General features: G+C 35.1%; 15 protein-coding genes. 3 read left to right on the top strand and 12 right to left on the bottom strand.

Going from position 1 to position 18,553, the window contains the following annotated elements; genetic code table 11:
• Window positions 1-16: 16 nt before the first annotated feature.
• Together VB248_RS14395 and VB248_RS14390 are read left to right on the top strand one after the other, a co-directional pair.
• A complete protein-coding gene (locus VB248_RS14395) occupies window positions 17-1,162 on the top strand; it encodes a methionine aminotransferase (protein ID WP_323297493.1) in 1,146 nt (381 codons plus the stop codon).
• Window positions 1,163-1,266: 104 nt separating this feature from the next.
• Window positions 1,267-1,653, top strand: coding sequence for a hypothetical protein (locus VB248_RS14390; RefSeq protein WP_323297492.1), 387 nt, complete (start codon window positions 1,267-1,269; stop codon window positions 1,651-1,653).
• Between the two features lies 1 nt (window position 1,654).
• Here the strand turns inward: VB248_RS14390 and VB248_RS14385 are convergent, their stop codons facing one another.
• The 11 genes from VB248_RS14385 to VB248_RS14335 form a co-directional block, all read right to left on the bottom strand.
• A complete protein-coding gene (locus tag VB248_RS14385) occupies window positions 1,655-2,155 on the bottom strand; it encodes an energy transducer TonB (protein WP_323297491.1) in 501 nt (166 codons plus the stop codon).
• Window positions 2,156-2,455: 300 nt separating this feature from the next.
• Window positions 2,456-2,800 (bottom strand): phage holin family protein, encoded by a 345-nt coding sequence (locus VB248_RS14380; RefSeq protein ID WP_323297490.1) that lies wholly within the window; start codon window positions 2,798-2,800, stop codon window positions 2,456-2,458.
• A gap of 22 nt (window positions 2,801-2,822) precedes the next feature.
• Entirely contained in the window at window positions 2,823-3,422 is a 600-nt protein-coding gene (gene hisIE, locus VB248_RS14375) for a bifunctional phosphoribosyl-AMP cyclohydrolase/phosphoribosyl-ATP diphosphatase HisIE (protein ID WP_323297489.1), read from the bottom strand.
• Window positions 3,423-3,441: 19 nt separating this feature from the next.
• The gene (locus VB248_RS14370) at window positions 3,442-4,071 is read right to left on the bottom strand and encodes a LysE family translocator (protein WP_323297488.1); all 630 of its coding nucleotides are present in this window, start codon (window positions 4,069-4,071) and stop codon (window positions 3,442-3,444) included.
• Between the two features lie 7 nt (window positions 4,072-4,078).
• Complete coding sequence (gene hisF, locus VB248_RS14365) at window positions 4,079-4,849, bottom strand: imidazole glycerol phosphate synthase subunit HisF (protein ID WP_323297487.1); 771 nt, start codon at window positions 4,847-4,849, stop codon at window positions 4,079-4,081.
• A 250-nt stretch (window positions 4,850-5,099) separates the two neighbouring features.
• Entirely contained in the window at window positions 5,100-5,822 is a 723-nt protein-coding gene (gene hisA, locus VB248_RS14360; RefSeq protein ID WP_323297486.1) for a 1-(5-phosphoribosyl)-5-[(5-phosphoribosylamino)methylideneamino]imidazole-4-carboxamide isomerase, read from the bottom strand.
• Between the two features lie 100 nt (window positions 5,823-5,922).
• Window positions 5,923-6,285 (bottom strand): four helix bundle protein, encoded by a 363-nt coding sequence (locus VB248_RS14355; protein WP_323297485.1) that lies wholly within the window; start codon window positions 6,283-6,285, stop codon window positions 5,923-5,925.
• 84 nt (window positions 6,286-6,369) lie between these two features.
• Entirely contained in the window at window positions 6,370-6,954 is a 585-nt protein-coding gene (gene hisH / locus VB248_RS14350) for an imidazole glycerol phosphate synthase subunit HisH (RefSeq protein ID WP_323297484.1), read from the bottom strand.
• Window positions 6,955-7,350: 396 nt separating this feature from the next.
• The gene (locus VB248_RS14345) at window positions 7,351-8,259 is read right to left on the bottom strand and encodes a DUF72 domain-containing protein (protein ID WP_323297483.1); all 909 of its coding nucleotides are present in this window, start codon (window positions 8,257-8,259) and stop codon (window positions 7,351-7,353) included.
• A 441-nt stretch (window positions 8,260-8,700) separates the two neighbouring features.
• Window positions 8,701-11,259, bottom strand: a complete 2,559-nt coding sequence (locus VB248_RS14340) for a zinc-dependent metalloprotease (RefSeq protein WP_323297482.1) — start codon at window positions 11,257-11,259, stop codon at window positions 8,701-8,703.
• 110 nt (window positions 11,260-11,369) lie between these two features.
• Window positions 11,370-13,526 carry a ComEC/Rec2 family competence protein gene (locus VB248_RS14335; RefSeq protein WP_323297481.1) on the bottom strand — a complete coding sequence of 719 codons (2,157 nt, stop codon included), beginning with the start codon at window positions 13,524-13,526 and terminating at the stop codon, window positions 11,370-11,372.
• Between the two features lie 146 nt (window positions 13,527-13,672).
• On the opposite strand from VB248_RS14335, the gene VB248_RS14330 reads away from it, so the two are divergent.
• Window positions 13,673-17,452, top strand: a complete 3,780-nt coding sequence (locus VB248_RS14330) for a DEAD/DEAH box helicase (RefSeq protein WP_323297480.1) — start codon at window positions 13,673-13,675, stop codon at window positions 17,450-17,452.
• Between the two features lie 124 nt (window positions 17,453-17,576).
• Here the strand turns inward: VB248_RS14330 and VB248_RS14325 are convergent, their stop codons facing one another.
• Window positions 17,577-18,365 carry a hypothetical protein gene (locus VB248_RS14325; RefSeq protein ID WP_323297479.1) on the bottom strand — a complete coding sequence of 263 codons (789 nt, stop codon included), beginning with the start codon at window positions 18,363-18,365 and terminating at the stop codon, window positions 17,577-17,579.
• Between the last annotated feature and the right edge of the window lie 188 nt (window positions 18,366-18,553).

Raw genomic sequence — 18,553 nt, 5'->3', positions numbered from 1 at the left:
CGAAAGCATTTAAAAAATGAATTTGATTTCAAAACAACCGAATACAGGTACAACGATATTTACAGTAATGTCTAAATTGGCTTCAGAATATGAAGCATTGAATTTATCTCAAGGTTTTCCCAATTTTGATTGCTCGCCCAAGCTGGCAGCCTTGGTAAATCATTACTTACAAAAAGGAATGAACCAATATGCACCCATGACGGGTATTCCTGCCCTTCGTGAAGTGATAGCTCAGAAAGTAAGCGATTTATACCAAGTAAATTATCATCCAGAATCTGAAGTTACCGTAGTTTCTGGGGCAACCGAGGCACTTTATGCGGCCATTACGGCGGTGGTTCATCAAGGCGATGAAGTAATTTTGCTTGAACCTTGTTATGACTCCTACGCTCCTGCCATTACGCTTAATGGTGGTATTCCTGTTTATGTTACACTCAGTCCCGAAAATGGCTATCAAATTGACTGGAACATTGTAAAAGCCAAGATTAACGAAAAAACGAAGTTAATCATCTTAAATACGCCACACAATCCGACAGGAACGGTACTTTCCGTAGAAGATTTAAACACTTTAGCTGACATCGTAAAAGACAGTAATATCTTTTTGATTGGCGATGAAGTGTATGAACACATCATTTTTGACGGACTTTCACATTGGTCACTCCTCCGCAATCCTGTACTAAAAGAAAGAAGTTTTATTTGTGGTTCTTTCGGAAAAACCTTTCACGTTACGGGTTGGAAAGTTGGCTATTGCCTTGCCCCAAAGCAACTGAGCGAAGAATTCAGAAAAGTACATCAATGGCTGACTTTCTCGACAGTTACGCCGATTCAATACGCATTAGCTGATTTTTTAAAAGAACCCGAAAACTATCTTTCAATTCCGATGTTCTATCAACAGAAGCGAGATAAGTTTTTGAGTTGTATCCAAAATTCTCGTTTTTCCTTTACACCAGCCAAAGGTAGTTTTTTTCAGTGTGTGAATTATGAAAAAATTACAGACGAAAACGACTATGATTTAGCCGTTAGGCTTACGAAGGAAATCGGTGTAGCGAGTATTCCTGTTTCGGTATTTTATCATCAAAAAAACGATTTTAAAATTCTTAGATTTTGCTTTGCAAAAGATGATGAAACGTTAGAAAAAGCAGGAGAAAAACTATCGAAACTTTGAGATTTTTGATGTCTGATTTCGGGATATTGGATTGATGATAAAATCAGTCACTTGTAAAATTTAAAATTTGTAAACTTAAACTATTGGATTTATTTCCCAACAACATGAAACATCCCATTTATATATTACTCTTATTGATTACTTGTGCTTCTTGTACTAAACAACCTAAATTAGACGGTATCGACCTCGAAAAATTTCGTGCTGATTATGGCGGATGCAAAGGAGACAGAACAAAAATGATTGAAAAATTAAAATCATTAAAGAGTGAAATCAAAGGAGTAAGTTCAAACGATTTGGATAATTACTTTGGAAAGCCCGACATTCAACAATTATCCGACCGTAGCCAAGAGTATTACATTTACTTTTTAGAAGCAGGAACGCATTGTGAGGACATAAAAAAGCCATCATCATCGCTGATAATGGCTGTAAGATTTAGTGCTATGGGAATGGCAACCGAAGTGAACTTTCAAAGAGGAATGCCAGAAGAATAAACTAAAATTTGATAGGTAATTCATAGAAGGAAGCAACTTCAATTCCTTGAATTTTTGCAGGATTCCATGGCCCCATTTTCTTTACTACTTTGATAGCTTCTGCACCCATATTTACATTAGAGCAATAATCTATAATATGGACTCTGTTTACTTCACCATAACGTTCTACTTTAAATCTTACAACGATGGTTTTGCCTTTTGCATCTTGCGGAACTACCAAGTTCTGTTTAATAAACTCATTTAATCTTTGTTGTCCTCCAGGAAATGAAGCTGGTACTTCTACATCATAATAAGTAGAGTCCGTATCAACAGCCATACTCTTGAAATGAGTACTTCTCTCCTTGTCTTTGTAGCTTGCCGAGCTATTTCTTACCTCTAAAACACTTGTGATTAAATTTCTATCTTTCTCAGAAAAAGCAGCAGATGGGACAGAGCTTTTTTGAGCATTTGCTTGTGTTCCTAATACAGCGATTACGAACAATGCGTTTATAAAATTTTTCATGGCGAAGTATTTATTTATAACTACTAAAAGGACTAAATAACATAGCGAATCTAATTTCAGGAAGCAAGTATGTATAATACAGTAAACTTGATTCTCGACATTAATGGCGGCTATTGTCAAGTAATCTAAAAATAGAAATAAATACTAAGCAGATTTTGGGGGCGTTCCCTAATAAGTTAAGTATTATTATGAATTTGAGCGGACACAAATTTAAGTATTTTTTGTGTCTTTACAAGATTTAATATTCAATTCTTTTAGGGATAACCTTGTGTAACTAAAAGCTTTAGTTACACATTAGATTTAGTCTTTATCAAAAAACCAACCTAACACAGTCGAGCTAATTGAAAGTACAAAACTAAAAATTAGCGGAGGAATAAAACCTGTTACGGTGAAACCCTCAATGAAGTAATCAACGATATACACAACAATCACGTTAATCACTAACAAGAACAATCCTAAAGAAAGAATAGTAATCGGAAAACTGATTAATTTCAGAATGGGTTTTAAAAAAGTATTGGCAAAACCCATCGCTAAAACGACTAAAACCGCCGTCTGAAATCCGTCAATTTTAATGCCAGAAATGTAGCGAGAGCCAAACAAAACCACAATAGCTATGATTATGTACTTAATAATGATATTTATCATTTTTTTTTGATTGATTTAGATTTTAACCTGAATGTCTTGAACGAAGTACACCAATAATTTCATCAAAGTCAATACCTCTTTGCTCCAACAACACTAAATAATGAAATAATAAATCAGCGGCTTCGCCTTTGAATAAATCATCGTTTGAATCCATTGCTTCAATCACCAATTCAACTGCCTCCTCTCCTACTTTTTGAGCAATTTTGTTTGTTCCTTTTTTGAAAAGACTGGCTGTATAAGACTTCTCAGAAGGATTATTTTTGCGGTCACGGATTACAGCTTTTAAGTGATTCAACCAACCAGCTTGTCCCGGTTCGTTCTTCTCGTTCCAACAAGTATCTGCCCCAGTATGGCAAGTTGGGCCAGCAGGATTTACTTTAATCAAGAGCGTATCTTCATCGCAATCGTTCAAAATTTCTACTACGTGCAAGAAATTATCCGAAGTTTCGCCTTTTGTCCAAAGTCTTTGTTTTGAACGGCTAAAAAAAGTAACTACTTTTTCTTTTTCGGTTTTCTCCAAAGCTTCTTGATTCATATAACCAAGCATCAATACTTTGTCTGTTTTGGCATCTTGTATGATTGCTGGTACTAAACCTCCTTGTTTTTCAAAATCTATTTTCATCTCTTGTTAAGATTGTTTTTTATTTTCTTGAAATAATAGCGATTCTTATTCCTAAAAGAATCAAGACTATTCCTGTTACTTTTTCTTGTATTTTACTGAATGATGGATATTGTAAAAGCCAATTTCCTAATTTTCCGAACACCAATGCGACTAAAATATTGACAATCGTTCCTGAGAAATCAAACCAAAGACCTAAAAGCAAAATTTGCCATTGCGTATTGGGCAAATTGGGCTGAATAAACTGAGGTAAAAATGCTAAGAAGAAAATGGCTACTTTGGGATTCAAGATGTTCGTCCAGACTCCTTGTGTAAAAATTTTCCAGTGCGACATGGGTTTTAAATCCAGCAAATTATTATTTTGACTTTTGCTCATCAAAGATTTTACACCAAGATAAATCAAATAAGCCGCACCAACATACTTTATTACATTGAATGCCAGAGCCGATTTGGCAATAATGATAGATAAACCTAAAACTGCGGCAAAGATATGCACCAAACAGCCAACCATAATTCCTAAAGCCGAAAATACTCCTGCTTTAATTCCTTGTGTGGTACTTCGGGTGGCAACATAAAGCATATCCGAACCGGGCGTGATGTTCAACATCAACGAAGCAAAAGCAAACATCAAAAAATTAGCAGATGGATTCATAGCCAAATTATAGTCTCATTGAAATTCCTTTATCTCTTAAATACTCTTTTAATTCAATAATATCTATTTCCTTGAAATGGAAAATACTTGCTGCCAAACCTGCATCGGCTTTTCCTACGGTGAATACTTCGTTGAAGTGTTCCATTGTTCCTGCTCCGCCCGAAGCAATGATTGGAATTGATGAATTTCCAGAAATTGCCGCTGTTAATTCATTGGCAAAGCCAGCTTTCGTGCCGTCGGTATCCATTGAGGTTAGCAAAATTTCTCCTGCTCCACGCTCTTCTACTTCTTTTGCCCAAGCCAAAGTACGCAAAGCTGTTGGTTTTCTTCCTCCGTGTGTATGAACGATGTGTTCTGAAATTCCATTTTCAGTAACAATAAAACGAGTATCAATCGCCACGATAATACATTGTGAACCAAACTGCAAGGCTAATTCATTAATCAATGCTGGTCTTCTAACAGCCGATGAATTGATAGATACTTTATCCGCACCCGCATTAAGCAAAGCTGAAACGTCTTCAATAGAAGAAATTCCTCCGCCAACTGTAAATGGAATATTTACATGGCGAGCTACATTTCTTACCAAATCTATCAGTGTTTTGCGATTGTCAACGGTAGCAGTAATATCTAAAAACACCAATTCGTCTGCCCCTTGTTCAGCGTAAATTGCACCTAATTCTACGGGGTCGCCTGCATCACGAAGGTTCACGAAATTTGTGCCTTTCACTGTGCGACCGTCTTTTATATCAAGACAAGGAATTATTCTTTTTGTAAGCATTGTATTTAGCTTTCGGCTATCAGCTATGAGCTTTCAGCCTTTTTTTAGACTTTAAGATTTTTAGACACAAGATTTTAGATACAAGAATCAAGACTTTTTTTATTTTGAGACTTGAAGACTTTAGGACTTAAAGACACAAGATTTTAGATACAAGAATCAAGATTAAAGACTTGTAAATTTTATTTGGATTTTAATTTCCTTAAACTGCCGAAATCTGAAATCCGAAATCCAATATCCCAAATCTCAACATCTATTTATGTAAATCTGCAATCTGTTTCAAAGTAATTCTACCTTCATAAATCGCTTTGCCGACGATTACGCCGAAGATATTCATTTCGTCTAATTTCAAAATATCATCCATTACCGATACTCCTCCGCTGGCAATAATTTGTAGGCTTGGAAATTGGTCTTGGAGATTTTTATATAATTGGAAACTTGGTCCTTCTAATAATCCGTCTTTAGCTACATCTGTTGAAATTGTATATTTCGCTCCTTTTTCGATATAATTTCCTACAAAATCATAGACCGAAGTAGTGGTAGCTTCTTCCCAACCTGAAATGGCTATTTTTTCATCACGAGCGTCTGCACCGAGAATGATTTTTTCTCCGCCATAGTTTTGTAGCCATCCTTCAAATAAATCGGGATTTTTTACGGCTACACTTCCGCCTGTTACTTGTTTTGCTCCTGAATTAAAAGCAATTTCAATCATTTCGTCTGATTGTACTCCTCCTCCAAAATCAATATGAAGATTAGTTTTAGTCGCCAACAATTCTAATACTTTATGATTGACGATGCGTTTTTGTTTTGCACCGTCTAAATCAACCAAATGCAAACGCTGAATACCTGCATCTTCAAAAGACTTGGCTACTTCTAAAGGATTTTCATTATAGATTTTTTTCTGAGCATAATCGCCCTGCGTAAGACGAACACATTTTCCGTCAATTAAGTCTATGGCTGGAATAATTTGAATCATTGTTTTTGGGACTTTAGGACTTTAGGACTTTAGGACTTTAGGACTATGTAAAAATACTTATCCTCAAGTCCTAAAGTCTTCAAACCCAAAAATCTTAAAGTCATTTAATCTTATTTAAATATTTTGATAAACCATGTAATTGATTTTCTATACTTCTTAGATTTTCAATCAGAAATTGAAAATCGTCTTCTGAAATATATCCTAAATTCTTAGCTATTATTAATTGTGTTTCTACTTCATAAGCAGAAGAAAGACTCATATCTACAAAACGGGCAAAATCTTTGTCACTTCTTCCTGAACCTTCAGCAATGTTTGAAGGAATAGAAACCGAAGCCCTTCTAACTTGAGAAGTTAATCCATACTGTTCTTCTTGAGGAAACAATTTGGTGATAACATAAATTTCAGTCACAAAAGCAACAGCTTGTTTCCAAACGTTCAATTCTCTAAAATTATGTCCTCTCATAAAATAAAGAAGTTTTAAAATTATCATCCTTTAGTCCGCAAGTCTTCAAATCCTAAAGTCTTCCAGTCCTAAAGTCCTCCAGTCTTACAATCTCAAAAAATTCTCAATAATCTTCTGTCCTTCTTTTCCACTGATTTCAGTGTGGAATTGGGCGGCGTAGAAGTTTTCTTTGTGAAGCATCGCTGAAAATGGTTGTACATAATCGCATTCGGCAACGGTATATGTACTGATTTCGGCATAATAACTATGCACAAAATACATAAAGGCATTTTCCTTCAAGCCTTCCGTCAACTTACTTTTTAGATTATAAATATTGTTCCAACCTACGTGTGGTACTTTGAAATTACTTGAATCAAAACGTTTTACGTTAATATCAAAAATGCCCATGCAAGTAGTATCGTTTTCTTCCGAATGCTTACACATCAGTTGCATTCCAACACAAGTACCTAACACAGGTTGTTTCAACGAAGGAATTACTTTATCCAAACCTTTTTCACGCAAGTATGCCATAGCAGTACTTGCTTCGCCAACGCCCGGGAAAATCACTTTATCAGCCGAACGGATTTCAGCCTCATCGTCTGTCCAAAGGTAGTTTACGCCAATTCTGTCCAAAGCATACATTACCGACTGCACATTTCCTGCGTTGTATTTGATTATTACTGTTTTCATTTTTTAGAATTAAGAGAAAAACAATTTGAAATTCACCGTCAACACTCCCGATTAAGCATTAAAAAAGCCTGACTCTTTTCAGGAATCAGGCTTCTATTTATATCGAATACTTGTGTCGTTGCTATTGGCACAATACTCATCAGCCTTTCCTGTTTAGGAAACGAAATGATGGTTATGATGTGTGCCTTTGAAAATCATGATGCAAAAATAGTTATTATTTTGAAATTTACTTTCTAAAGATTTGGTATTTAGTGTGAAAACGAGAATTATTTGTTTTAGCTGTAAGCTTTGAGCAATGAGATTTGAGATTTTAGCTGCGAGCCATGGGCTAATAGCTATGAGCTTTTTTCTTATCAAATCAATAAAATCTCATAGCTGATGGCTCAAAGCTCGTAGCTAAAACAAACTCATCTGCTCTACTTTTGGTAAAAATTTGGGGCTTTTCAGTTCTAAGCCACAATGCAAATTAAGCTGTTGAATCCAGTACAAGGCTAATTCTGGGGCTAAAATATTTTCGTTTACATGGACAAAAAGATAGAGTTCCTCTAAACCATGCTGAAACCATTGTTTTAGTTTTTGTACCCATTCATCTATTCTTTGGTAATCTGTGGGATGCTCGTTGCCTACCCAACGAATGGTTGCTACTTTGTTCGACAAACTTTGATGCACTACATCTCTCCTACCCGCCACTTCGGTAATGACCGTTCCGTGTCCAAAATGATGTAATAATTCAAGAGCATTCTGCCAAACTTTAGGATTTTTAAACCAATCTTCATGACGAAACTCTACGGCTATTTTTAAGTTTGTTGGTAGGTTTTGTAAATACTTTTCTAAAATATGAAAATGCCTTGGCGTAAAATATGGAGCTAATTGTAAAAAAGGCATTCCCAATTTTTCGTCCAGATTCATGATTTGTTCACAAAAAGTAGCGGTTAAACCTTCCGTTTTTTGGAGTAATTTATCATGAGAAATGATTTGTGGAAATTTCGGGCAAAAAGTAAAGCCTTCTACCGTTTCATTTTTCCAACGCTGAATAGTTTCTTCATTCGGAATTTGGTAATGAGTAACATTCAGTTCGATGGTGTTGAATTGCTTGGAATAGAGCGACAAGTAATCGTTAGTTTTTGCTGAATGTGGATAAATTTTACCATTCCAATCTTTGTTTGACCAAACAGGACAGCCCACGAGTACTTTAGGCATTTTTACAGGGATATTTCCCAGTACTTTTTCATTGAAGGTATTGTCAGCTTGTAAGGCAAAATTTACTTTATCTAAGGCTTGTATCGAAAGTTTACCGAAATCCATTGTTATGTATTTTATTTTTTAAAGGTAACAAAAAAATCCTGCCTTTGCAGACAGGATTTCAATAGACTTTTTATCATTAATGGGGTTTATCCTAATATTTACTTAGTTACTGTATCGGTTTTTACTTTCCTCATCCACTCTCGCTTTTCTTCTATGGCTTTCTTGATTCGTTCAGGAACCGCCCCTTTAACTTTGACGTGCTTTTCCATTTTATTTTGTTTATTATGCTGTATATGAGACAAATACAACACAAATATACTTTTTTTTCTAATACATCAATAATTTAAATTATACTATTGATGGCTCGACCTAACAAAAAAATCCTGCCTTTGCAGACAGGATTTTCTTATTTCACAGAAACATTAATATAAGCTTTTTTTAGAGTACAGAGAATATATGAAGGTTTAATCCTCACTCAAAATTCAAAACTCTAAACTCAAATTACTTTGGGTCAAGACCTTTTTCGATTCTGAATAAAACATCTTCAAAATGATACTTTGTCATTTTATCGGTTGTCAAAGGTAAAGCAGCTTTAAGCTCGCTTTTCAATGCCAACAAATGTCCACGAGTTACCGAAGTAACGTCTGTTTTATGTGGATCAACTGATGCTGGAATGACTGTTCCTCTGAACGCAAAACCAACTTGAGTTGGTGCAGCAGGAGCATTTAAAATAGCAATTAGTTTCTCAGTATAGGCTTTTTGTAAATTTCTACGAGTAGCATCTACACTTTTATGCGTTTTTAGTTCAGACCAAATAGCATTACGGATGTCTGTATATAATTCATCCAAACTATATGAAGTACTATTTTTAGCATTTATTTCAATAATTCTTTGTAAACGGTCGCTGGCAAATAAGTTATTCAAGGTTGTTTCTTGAATACGGCTTATAGCGTCAACGCCATTATCAGGGCGAATTTTTGAAATAATTTTATCATCCAACAACCAAGTTGGTGTTTCAAAAACCTGACGACTCAACCAATTAACGGCTTCTTTCTGTGTTGCTTTTGGCGTAGCTTCGTAAACAGCTCCTTGTTGGTCGGTAGTTTTAGGTGTTTCAAAAATTCCTCCCACATTTTTAGTAACATGACCGATATAACGACGATACTGCAATACGATTTCGTTGTAAGCTTCATTCAACATTTCATAATCCTGAGCTTCCTCTTTCGTCCATTCAGTTAGATTTGGCAATATTTTCTTTAAGTTCTTGATACCATAATCACTTGCCAACATATTATTATCGCCCAAACATTCGCTCTGTGTGCGTGGGTCATAAGGATTGGTTTCTGTACCAAACCAAATTCTTGGATTTTTAGCAAATTCTTGAATATACTGTTTGCTTAATGTTTTTTGGTCATCTTCTGGCGTAGCACCATCTAATGTCTGATACGCCCATTTTATCGCCCAAATATCATACTCTCCGATACGTGGGAATAAGTCTTTTACACCATCTTCTGGCTGAGCAACATAATTGAAACGAGCATAATCCATAATAGAAGGCGTATGACCATGTTCAGCAATCCATTTCGGGTCACGAAGTTTTTCTACTGGAACAGTACTGCTTGAACCATAATTATGGCGTAAACCAATGGTATGACCAACTTCATGCGACGATACAAAACGAATTAATTCACCCATCAATTCATCATCCAATTTGTTTTTTCTTGAACGTGGGTCAACTGCACCAGCTTGCGTCATGTACCATTTTTTCAACAACTTCATGATGTTGTGATACCAACCAATATGACTTTCTAAAATCTCGCCCGTGCGTGGGTCACTTACATTTGGTCCATAAGCATTTTCAATATCCGAAGCAAAATAGCGAATAGCCGAGTAACGTGCATCTTCTAAACTAATGGTAGTATCTTTATCACTCAGGATTTCTCCACGAATAGCATTTTTCCAACCAGCGGCTTCAAAAGCTTTTTGCCAATCGTCAACGCCCAATTTCAAATACTTACGCCATTTTTCAGGAGTAGCAGGGTCGATATAATATACAATTGGCTTTTTCGGTTCAATCAATTCTCCTCTTTTTTGCTTGGCTGCATCTTCTGCATTTTTAGGTTCTAAACGCCAACGAACCGCAAAAGTTTGGTCTTCTGTTCTTTGGGCATTTTCGTCAAAAACTGTGTAGCCGTTTGCGAAGTATCCGACTCTATTATCAAAATAGCGTTTTTTCATCGGAACGGTCGGCAATAAAATCATTGAAGTATTGATTTCTAAAGTAACCGCACCTGCTGCTGCCGCCGCCGGAATATTCACCGAAGGAATGGGACTCGCTGGACCAAAACTTGGCATCGGCGGTGTAGCCATGAAAGTTTTTACGGTTCTGATTTCAATATTGATAGGAAATGATTTTATCGACTGAATATAAGAACGGTCTGGAGCTAATCCGTTGAACTTATAAATTGATTTTGTATAAGGCGACAATGAAAAAATTTGATTATCTCCCTTGAAAAAATCCGTTACTTCTATCACCGAAGCATTTGATTTACTAACAGTATCTTTCTTGATTGCCTTTAAGTCAAAAGCCTGAGCAATTGGCTCTACATTTGAGTTTTTTACGGCTTTATAAATCGGTGCAGTTGAATCTGGCGAAACGTTAATGTACTGAACGGCACGCAAAAATATTTTATTCTCTGGTGCTTTTTCAAAACGAATCACTTGTCGGTTCAACATTTCACCGCCATAAGTACCAGGAATAGTAGCAACTTTCGCCAAACGAGTAATCGTCATGATTTCTTTTCCTAATAAAGAATCAGGGATTTCAAAAAAGTATTTTTCATCAATTTTGTGAATCGTGAAAAGCCCTTTGGTACTTTTTGCTTTATCAGTAATTACTTCACTGTATGCTTTTGGACCGGGTTTCGGGGCTTCTGGTGCTTTTGCAGGAGCAGTTGATGCAGTAGGAGCTTTTGGTTCTGCTTTCTTTTCTTGAGCTTTCAACAAAATCGGAGAGCAAGCCAGCAGTAGGGTTAAGAGTTTAATTGGATTTTTTAGCATGATGAATTATTTAATTTGTATTTTTTGAAGACCAAACTTACATAATTAAGGATTAAATTAAAAGGAATGTTTGATGAAACCACTCATTTTGTGAGCAATGGAAAACAAGCCTAAATCGCTTTTACTTCTAAAGCACCCGATTTTCTTAAATTCGTAACCATAATACCCAAATTACGAGCTTGCTCACTGAGTTTATCTGCGTACCAATCAGAATACGAAGCATCAATGACCAAATGTTTGAATTGAACTTTGCCGATAATTTGCTTTAAATCTTTCACAGATTTATTGGCAAGAACCAAGTAATCAAAAGTTTGAGTTGGTACTTCTAAATTTTTATTTTTAAGATTTTTTCCCAACCACAAAAAGCTTAGGTTTTTCCACATAAGTACCGATATGGAGTCTTTACTTTGCTGACAAAATGCTAATTCTTTTACTGAAATAGCTGAATGCAAATCATATTTCAGCGTATCAGTAATCCCACATTTCGACCAATAATTATTCATTCTAAAACCAATATCTTTTCTACTTTTCAGAAATGAATCGTCGGCTATCAAATAGGCTTTTTTACCTTTTGTAATATTAAAGACTGAATGTTTGGGAACAGAAAAGAGTGTTAAAGTATCCTGATTTCTTTGAACAAAATATTGGGTAACATTTCCCACAATCAAAGTAAAAGTTAATCCACAACTTATCCACACCCAACGAAATGCCTTTGTTCGCCAAAGAGCAATGATTGTAAACATCAATAAATACAAAACATACATTTGAAAAGTAGAAAGCCATAAAAACTTGGCAATGGCAAAAGGAAGGTTTTCAAACCAAAGTACTGTTTTGTTGAGAGCCAAGATGGAATATTTCAAACATTGACCAAAAAAGTAAATAATTGACTCGGCTTGAAAGAAAAGTAAAATTTTAGCCAAAATGATAAATCCCAAACCTGCCATCAAAACAACTGATGAAAGTAAAATCACGATTGGATTGGCAAAAATGAAGTAATTCGGAAATTGATGAAAATAATAAATCGTAATTGGGAAAGTAGCGATTTGTGCCGCAATGGCAACAGTCGTTACTTTCCAAGTATGGTCGGCAAGCCAATGAAACCAGCTTTTACTTTTGTCAATTATCAACAAAGGATTCAATTTGGGCTGAAAGTAAATCATACCAAAAACTGCCAAATATGATAATTGAAAACCAACATTATAAATAAAATTAGGATTTATCAACAACAAGCAGAAAGCAGAAAAAGCCACCGTATTATAAGAATTATCTTTTCGCTGAAAAGTTTTGGCTATCAAAATCACCGAAAACATCAGCGTAGAACGCAACACTGGCGAAGACAAGCCTGTTAGAAAAGCATAAAACCAAAGCGTAATCAAAACCGTAACTAACCACAGAATTTTTCCATTTTTTCCCCACTTTCTCAGAAAACCCAGCAAAAACATCAAAACACCACAAATTACGCCCACGTGTAAACCTGAAACAGACAAAACGTGAATTGCTCCAGCCGCAGAATATGCCTGCATCAAATTGCTATCAATATCATCTCTTTGTCCCAAAATCATGGCGTTTGCTACGCCATATTCTTGCTTTCCTTCAACATAAGTGGTAAAAATTGAATCTGCTACAATATTACTTTTGATAGCAAAAGACTTTAAAAAATCAGGATTTTCATTTCCCATTTTTTCAATCATCGACGCACGACAATACTGTTGAAAATCAATATTTTGCCAACGCATATATTGTTGATAATTAAACTCTTCTGGGTTTTTCGGCGAAGCTATTTCCTGTGGTTTTCCTTTTATCAACAGTACATCACCAAAATTGGGTTTATCCACAGTATGATTATCTAAATACAGTAAAATTTTTCCTTTGGCTGGTAAAATCTCATTACTCTTTACCAAAGCCCGAACCTCAGTGACCACTTTCCATGAATTTTCTTTTTCTTCTACCAAATTATCCACAATTACTTCATAATGGCTCACCCCTTGTAGCTGATGTGAATAATGTTGTGGATAACTTTTTTCGTCGTGGAGAAATGCCAACAGATAGCCAGAACTACAAAGCCACAAAAGCCCAGTACAACCAACAAGAAGTTGATTTTTAAACCTTTGTCGGAAAATAAACAAAGTAACATAAGCCAAGCCCAAACATAAGCAAGTGGCTATTGCACCAATAATATTGGTAGGAGTAAAATAATTGTAAAGTACAATGCCTACAATAAGGGCTATACAAAAACGGACGAACGGAAATTGAGTGAAGTTGTTCATTGTTAGCGATTTAAGGTATAGAATTCTAAATTAATAAATTTTTCGGAATAGTTTATTATTCAGCTTTTCTCATTTAAGTATCATTTCCATTTCAAATCTCTGTATCTTTGCGGATTAGCCGATTCCAAACAAAGATTCCAGAATTTATGTCGATATTAATTGCCGAGAAATTAAAAAAATACCTCAAATCAAATGCTTTACCACAAAGTGTTGCTCGTGGTAAAGTCATTTATCAAAAAGGAGGAGCTTCATTTGAAAAAATTTCTTATACCGATAAAGGCGAAGCAAGCATCAGAGTAAAAAGTGATTCAAGTTCAAAATACTACACTGTTCAAATCCGCAATTGGAATACTGCCATCGTAGGTTCAAGTTGCTCATGCAGTTACGATTGGGGCGGAATTTGCAAGCATCGTGTGGCTGCCTTATTACTTTTGGAGCAAGAAATTTTAACTCGTAAACTAACACCCATACAATCTTTACCCCTCAAGAAAACCTATCCAACGTCACAGCATATCATCAGAATCAGTACTTTCGATGATTGGTCTTTGAAAAATCATGCAAGTTTAGACGATTGGAAAAATAGAACTGCTGTTCAAAATATTCAGATAAAATCTGCCATTGATGGCATTGCCATTGTTGAACTTGAGTATAAAAAGGAAATTTTTCATCTAAAATTTGAAAAACTTCGCTTCAATAGTGAAGTACAAACTTCTTGCTCATGTAGCCAAGACATCGAAAATCATCTCTGTATTCATAAATTGGCAGCTTTAATTGCCATTAGAGATGCCTACGGACCAAATAGTCCTTTTGATAGAATGCGAGATTATACTGCCGAAAAAAATAAACTTTTGGCAGAATACGGTTTTTCTTTAGAAGACGATTTACAAGAAAAATTTGATTTCAAAATCAAGCCTGACGGTTCTGTTCAATTGGTTCGCTTAGACCAAAGTATTCAGAAATTGAGTCAATTTCAAAATTGGCGAAATATCAACAACCGTATTTTTCGTACTCCTGAAAATTCTTTCTTGATAAATAACGACGACGTTGACCGTGAACAACGCCAAATTTTATATGTACTCAGGTTTAAAGGAACAGAATTTGTCAACGACGTAGCCATTGATACTTATTCTTACAAAGCCGGAGCAAATGGAAAAATGGCTTATATCCGTTCACTCAAAGAAAGTGATTTTGAAAGTTTCCCGATTTTAACCGATGCCGATAGCCAGTTGATTAGCCTAATCAACAGTATCAAAGACGAAGGATTGAAAGCTTTTGGAAAGAAAAAAGATTTACGTTTGCCTTACTTTTACGATTACTTAAATCGTGATGAAGTTTCTGCCAATGATTTACCAATCGTTGAAGAGTATATCAATAAAAAACTTGATAGAATTTTTAATCTTCTTTCCGAGCGACCAGTTCATACCAGTAAAACTTCTTATGTAAGTAGTCAAATTGATATTGAAGAAACATCCATCGGCAAAGAGCGAATACTTCCTTCATTTGTACTTTCTGAAGAAGATGATTTCATCGTTTTAGAAGGCTTCACAACCTTGAATGGTAAAACCATCAAATTGGCAGCTCTGATGAATCCCAATAGTTATTGGATTCGTAGCTTTGGCAATGTGCTTTATAAATTAGCCAATCCAGAAGTAGCCAATTTGTTGAGTTATCTTCCTAAAAATGGTATCATCAAAGTTCGTAAAAGTAATTTTGCTGGCTTTTTTCAAGATTTTGTCTTGCCTTTGGCAGAAAAATTCACCGTTGATTTACAAGTAGCACAAGTAATTGAACACGACAATATCGCTTTCAAGGAAATCAAAATCTACTTAAAAGAAGATGAAGGCAATTTACTTTTTGTTCCTGTTTATGAATATGAAAACGGTTTAGAATTTCCGCACGACCAAAAGTTGAATAAAATCACTTATGAAAACGACAAAATCACGATTCAGTACAGAAATACAGAAGTAGAAAAGGCGAATTATCAAATCATCAAAGAGCAGCATCCAACATTTGCGGCACAAAGTCAGTATCCGTTTTTCTATTTATCATTTAATAATGTACTGAAAGACGGCTGGTTGTTTAAGTTTTTTGATGAAATAAAAAATCACAACATTACTATTTTAGGTTTCAAAGACTTAAAGAAATTCAGATATAGTCCACACAAAGCACAATTCAATATCAAAGCAGGTTCGGGAATCGACTGGTTTGATATGAAAATTGAAGTACAATTTGGCGACCAATTTATCGGTATCAAAGAAATTCAAAAAGCAGTTTTGAAGAAACAAAACTATGTTGAATTAAAAGATGGTTCGCTCGGAATGTTGCCCGAAGAATGGTTGAAGAAGTATGAAAATGTATTGAAATTGGGCAAAGTAAAAGGTGATAATTTACAGCTTTCAAAAATGCACTTTTCATTAATTGATGAATTGAGTAAAGATATCGACAGCTTTGAACTTGAAAAAGAACTATTTGAAAAGAAGCAAAAGCTACTCAATTTCAAAGAAATGGCTGATATCGCTTTGCCACAAAACATTCATGCACAACTCCGTGACTACCAAGTAGAAGGTTATAAATGGTTGAATTTCTTAGATGAATTTTCATGGGGAGGAATTCTTGCCGATGATATGGGTTTGGGAAAAACACTTCAAATGCTTACTTTCCTTCAAGAACAACAAAATCGTAAGCCCGACGGAGTAAATTTGGTGGTATTACCAACAACTTTGATTTTCAACTGGCAAGCAGAAGCAGAGAAGTTTTGTCCGAAGTTAAAACTATTCATTCACCGAGGCGGAACACGCCAAAAAGTAAATGAACATTGGCATGAATACGACATCATTCTAACAACCTACGGAATGGTGCGTTCGGACATTGAATTATTCAGAGAATTCAAATTCAATTATATCATTCTTGATGAATCGCAAGCCATCAAAAACCCTGATTCATTGATCTCAAAAGCAGTAAAATTACTTCAATCTCGCAATCGTTTGGTAATGACAGGTACGCCTGTTGAAAACAATACTTTTGATTTGTATTCGCAAATGGAATTTATCAATCCAGGTTTATTGGGAAGCGGAGAGTTTTTCAAAGCTGAGTTTTCAAACCCAATTGATAAAAATCAAGACAAAGAAAAGGCCGCACAACTCAGAAAGATTGTGTATCCTTTTATGCTAAAACGTACAAAAGAAGAAGTAGCGAAAGATTTACCAGAAAAAACAGAAAGTATTATTTACTGCGAAATGGACAAGAAACAGCGAAAAGTATATGATACTTTCCGTGAAATATATCGCCAAAAACTGGTTGATAAAATGTCCACAGATGGTAGAGAGAAAGCGGCTTTTCTGATTTTGGAAGGATTATTGAAACTTCGCCAAATTTGCGATAGCCCTGCACTTTTGAATGATGATACAGAATACGATACAAATTCAGCAAAACTGGAGGAAATCATTCGTGAAATTGAAGAGAATGCTGGGAATCATAAAATTTTGATTTTTAGTCAATTCTTAAAAATGTTGGATTTAATCAAACAACATCTTGAAAAACATCATATTAAATACGAATATTTAGACGGTAAAACAACCGACAGAGCCGACAGAGTAAATCATTTTCAAGATGATGAAAATTGTCGAGTATTTTTGATGAGTTTAAAAGCAGGTGGCGTTGGTATCAACCTCACAGAGGCCGATTACGTTTACTTGGTTGACCCTTGGTGGAATCCGGCAGTAGAACAACAAGCCATCGACAGAACGCACAGAATTGGGCAGAAAAAGAGTGTTTTTGCTTACAGAATGATTTGTAAGGACACTATTGAAGAGAAAATTTTATTGCTTCAAGATAAAAAGCGAGACATTGCCAAAGATATTATCAGTACAGAAGACGGTTTCTTGAAAAAACTTTCACAAGACGACATTATCGACTTATTCTCTTAAAATAAAAACAGTCATATTATGAATTTAAATTTAGAATATGACTGTTAAAACTTTTATAAGGTAAATGAAAGATTTCGAGGAAAGGTAAAACGCAAAATTCAGCATTCTCAACTCAGAACTCTAATTAAACTCCCCTTTGCTTCATTATTTTCATGGACATAAACTTATACTTTATTCCAATTGAAAGACACAGCCAACCATCATTTGCAGTATCACTATATGAATTTATCCCACCGATTTTATGAGGTACTCTCAAATTATACTCAGTTGTTGCGTCTAATTTATCGTTATAAATCCAAGAATACCTCAAATCAACTAAAGTAGAAAATCTTTTACTCAGTCTGAATTCAGAAATAAACCCAAACGGAACTGCCAATTCACGAGTATAATAAATTCCTTTAGCACCAACACCCGCCCCACTTTGTTGAAATAAAGCAGTATGCCTACTTGTTCCATCGGCAGTCGTTCGCAAAAACGAACCTGTTTTCAAATCATATACATCCGTATGATAAAAAATTAAACCAAAACCTAAGTAAGGTTTAATGCTAAAATTATAATTCAGATTACTGTCATCCAGAAGCCTAATGAGATGTAGATTGGACAAAAAATTAATTTGAAAAAATTCACAATTAAATCGAGCGTGATAAGGAGCATACTCCCTTCCTTCAAGATTTCCTGTATTAAAATCAAGTAATATATTCACTTTTTCAGAAATTCCTTTTTCAACAGAGAAGTTAAAATTAGGTCTTAGCATGAGTACATCACCCAATTCTCCTGTAACGGAAGCTAATCCCACACGAGAATTAATTGAAAAACCATCAATGTATGAGATTTGCCTTTGGCAAAAGATAGGATTTTGTAAAGAAATATACAAAATCAAGTAAGTCAAGTAGTTACGTAGATTTGTTTTCATAGCAAATGGTGTTTTTTGCTAATGAAAATACTAAATATCAATTCAAAAATCAACTTTTATTTTTTTGCTTTAAAAACAAACAGCCGTTGATAGTTTATCTAACAACGGCTGTTTAAATATTTTTGGGGTTTATCTACTTTCCCGCATGTGATTGCAGTATCATCAACGGCACTGGGCTTAACTTCTCT

It is taken from the genome of Arcicella rigui, from assembly GCF_034929435.1.
Lineage (GTDB): Bacteria > Bacteroidota > Bacteroidia > Cytophagales > Spirosomataceae > Arcicella > Arcicella rigui.
This window is presented reverse-complemented; position numbering and strand designations above follow the sequence as displayed.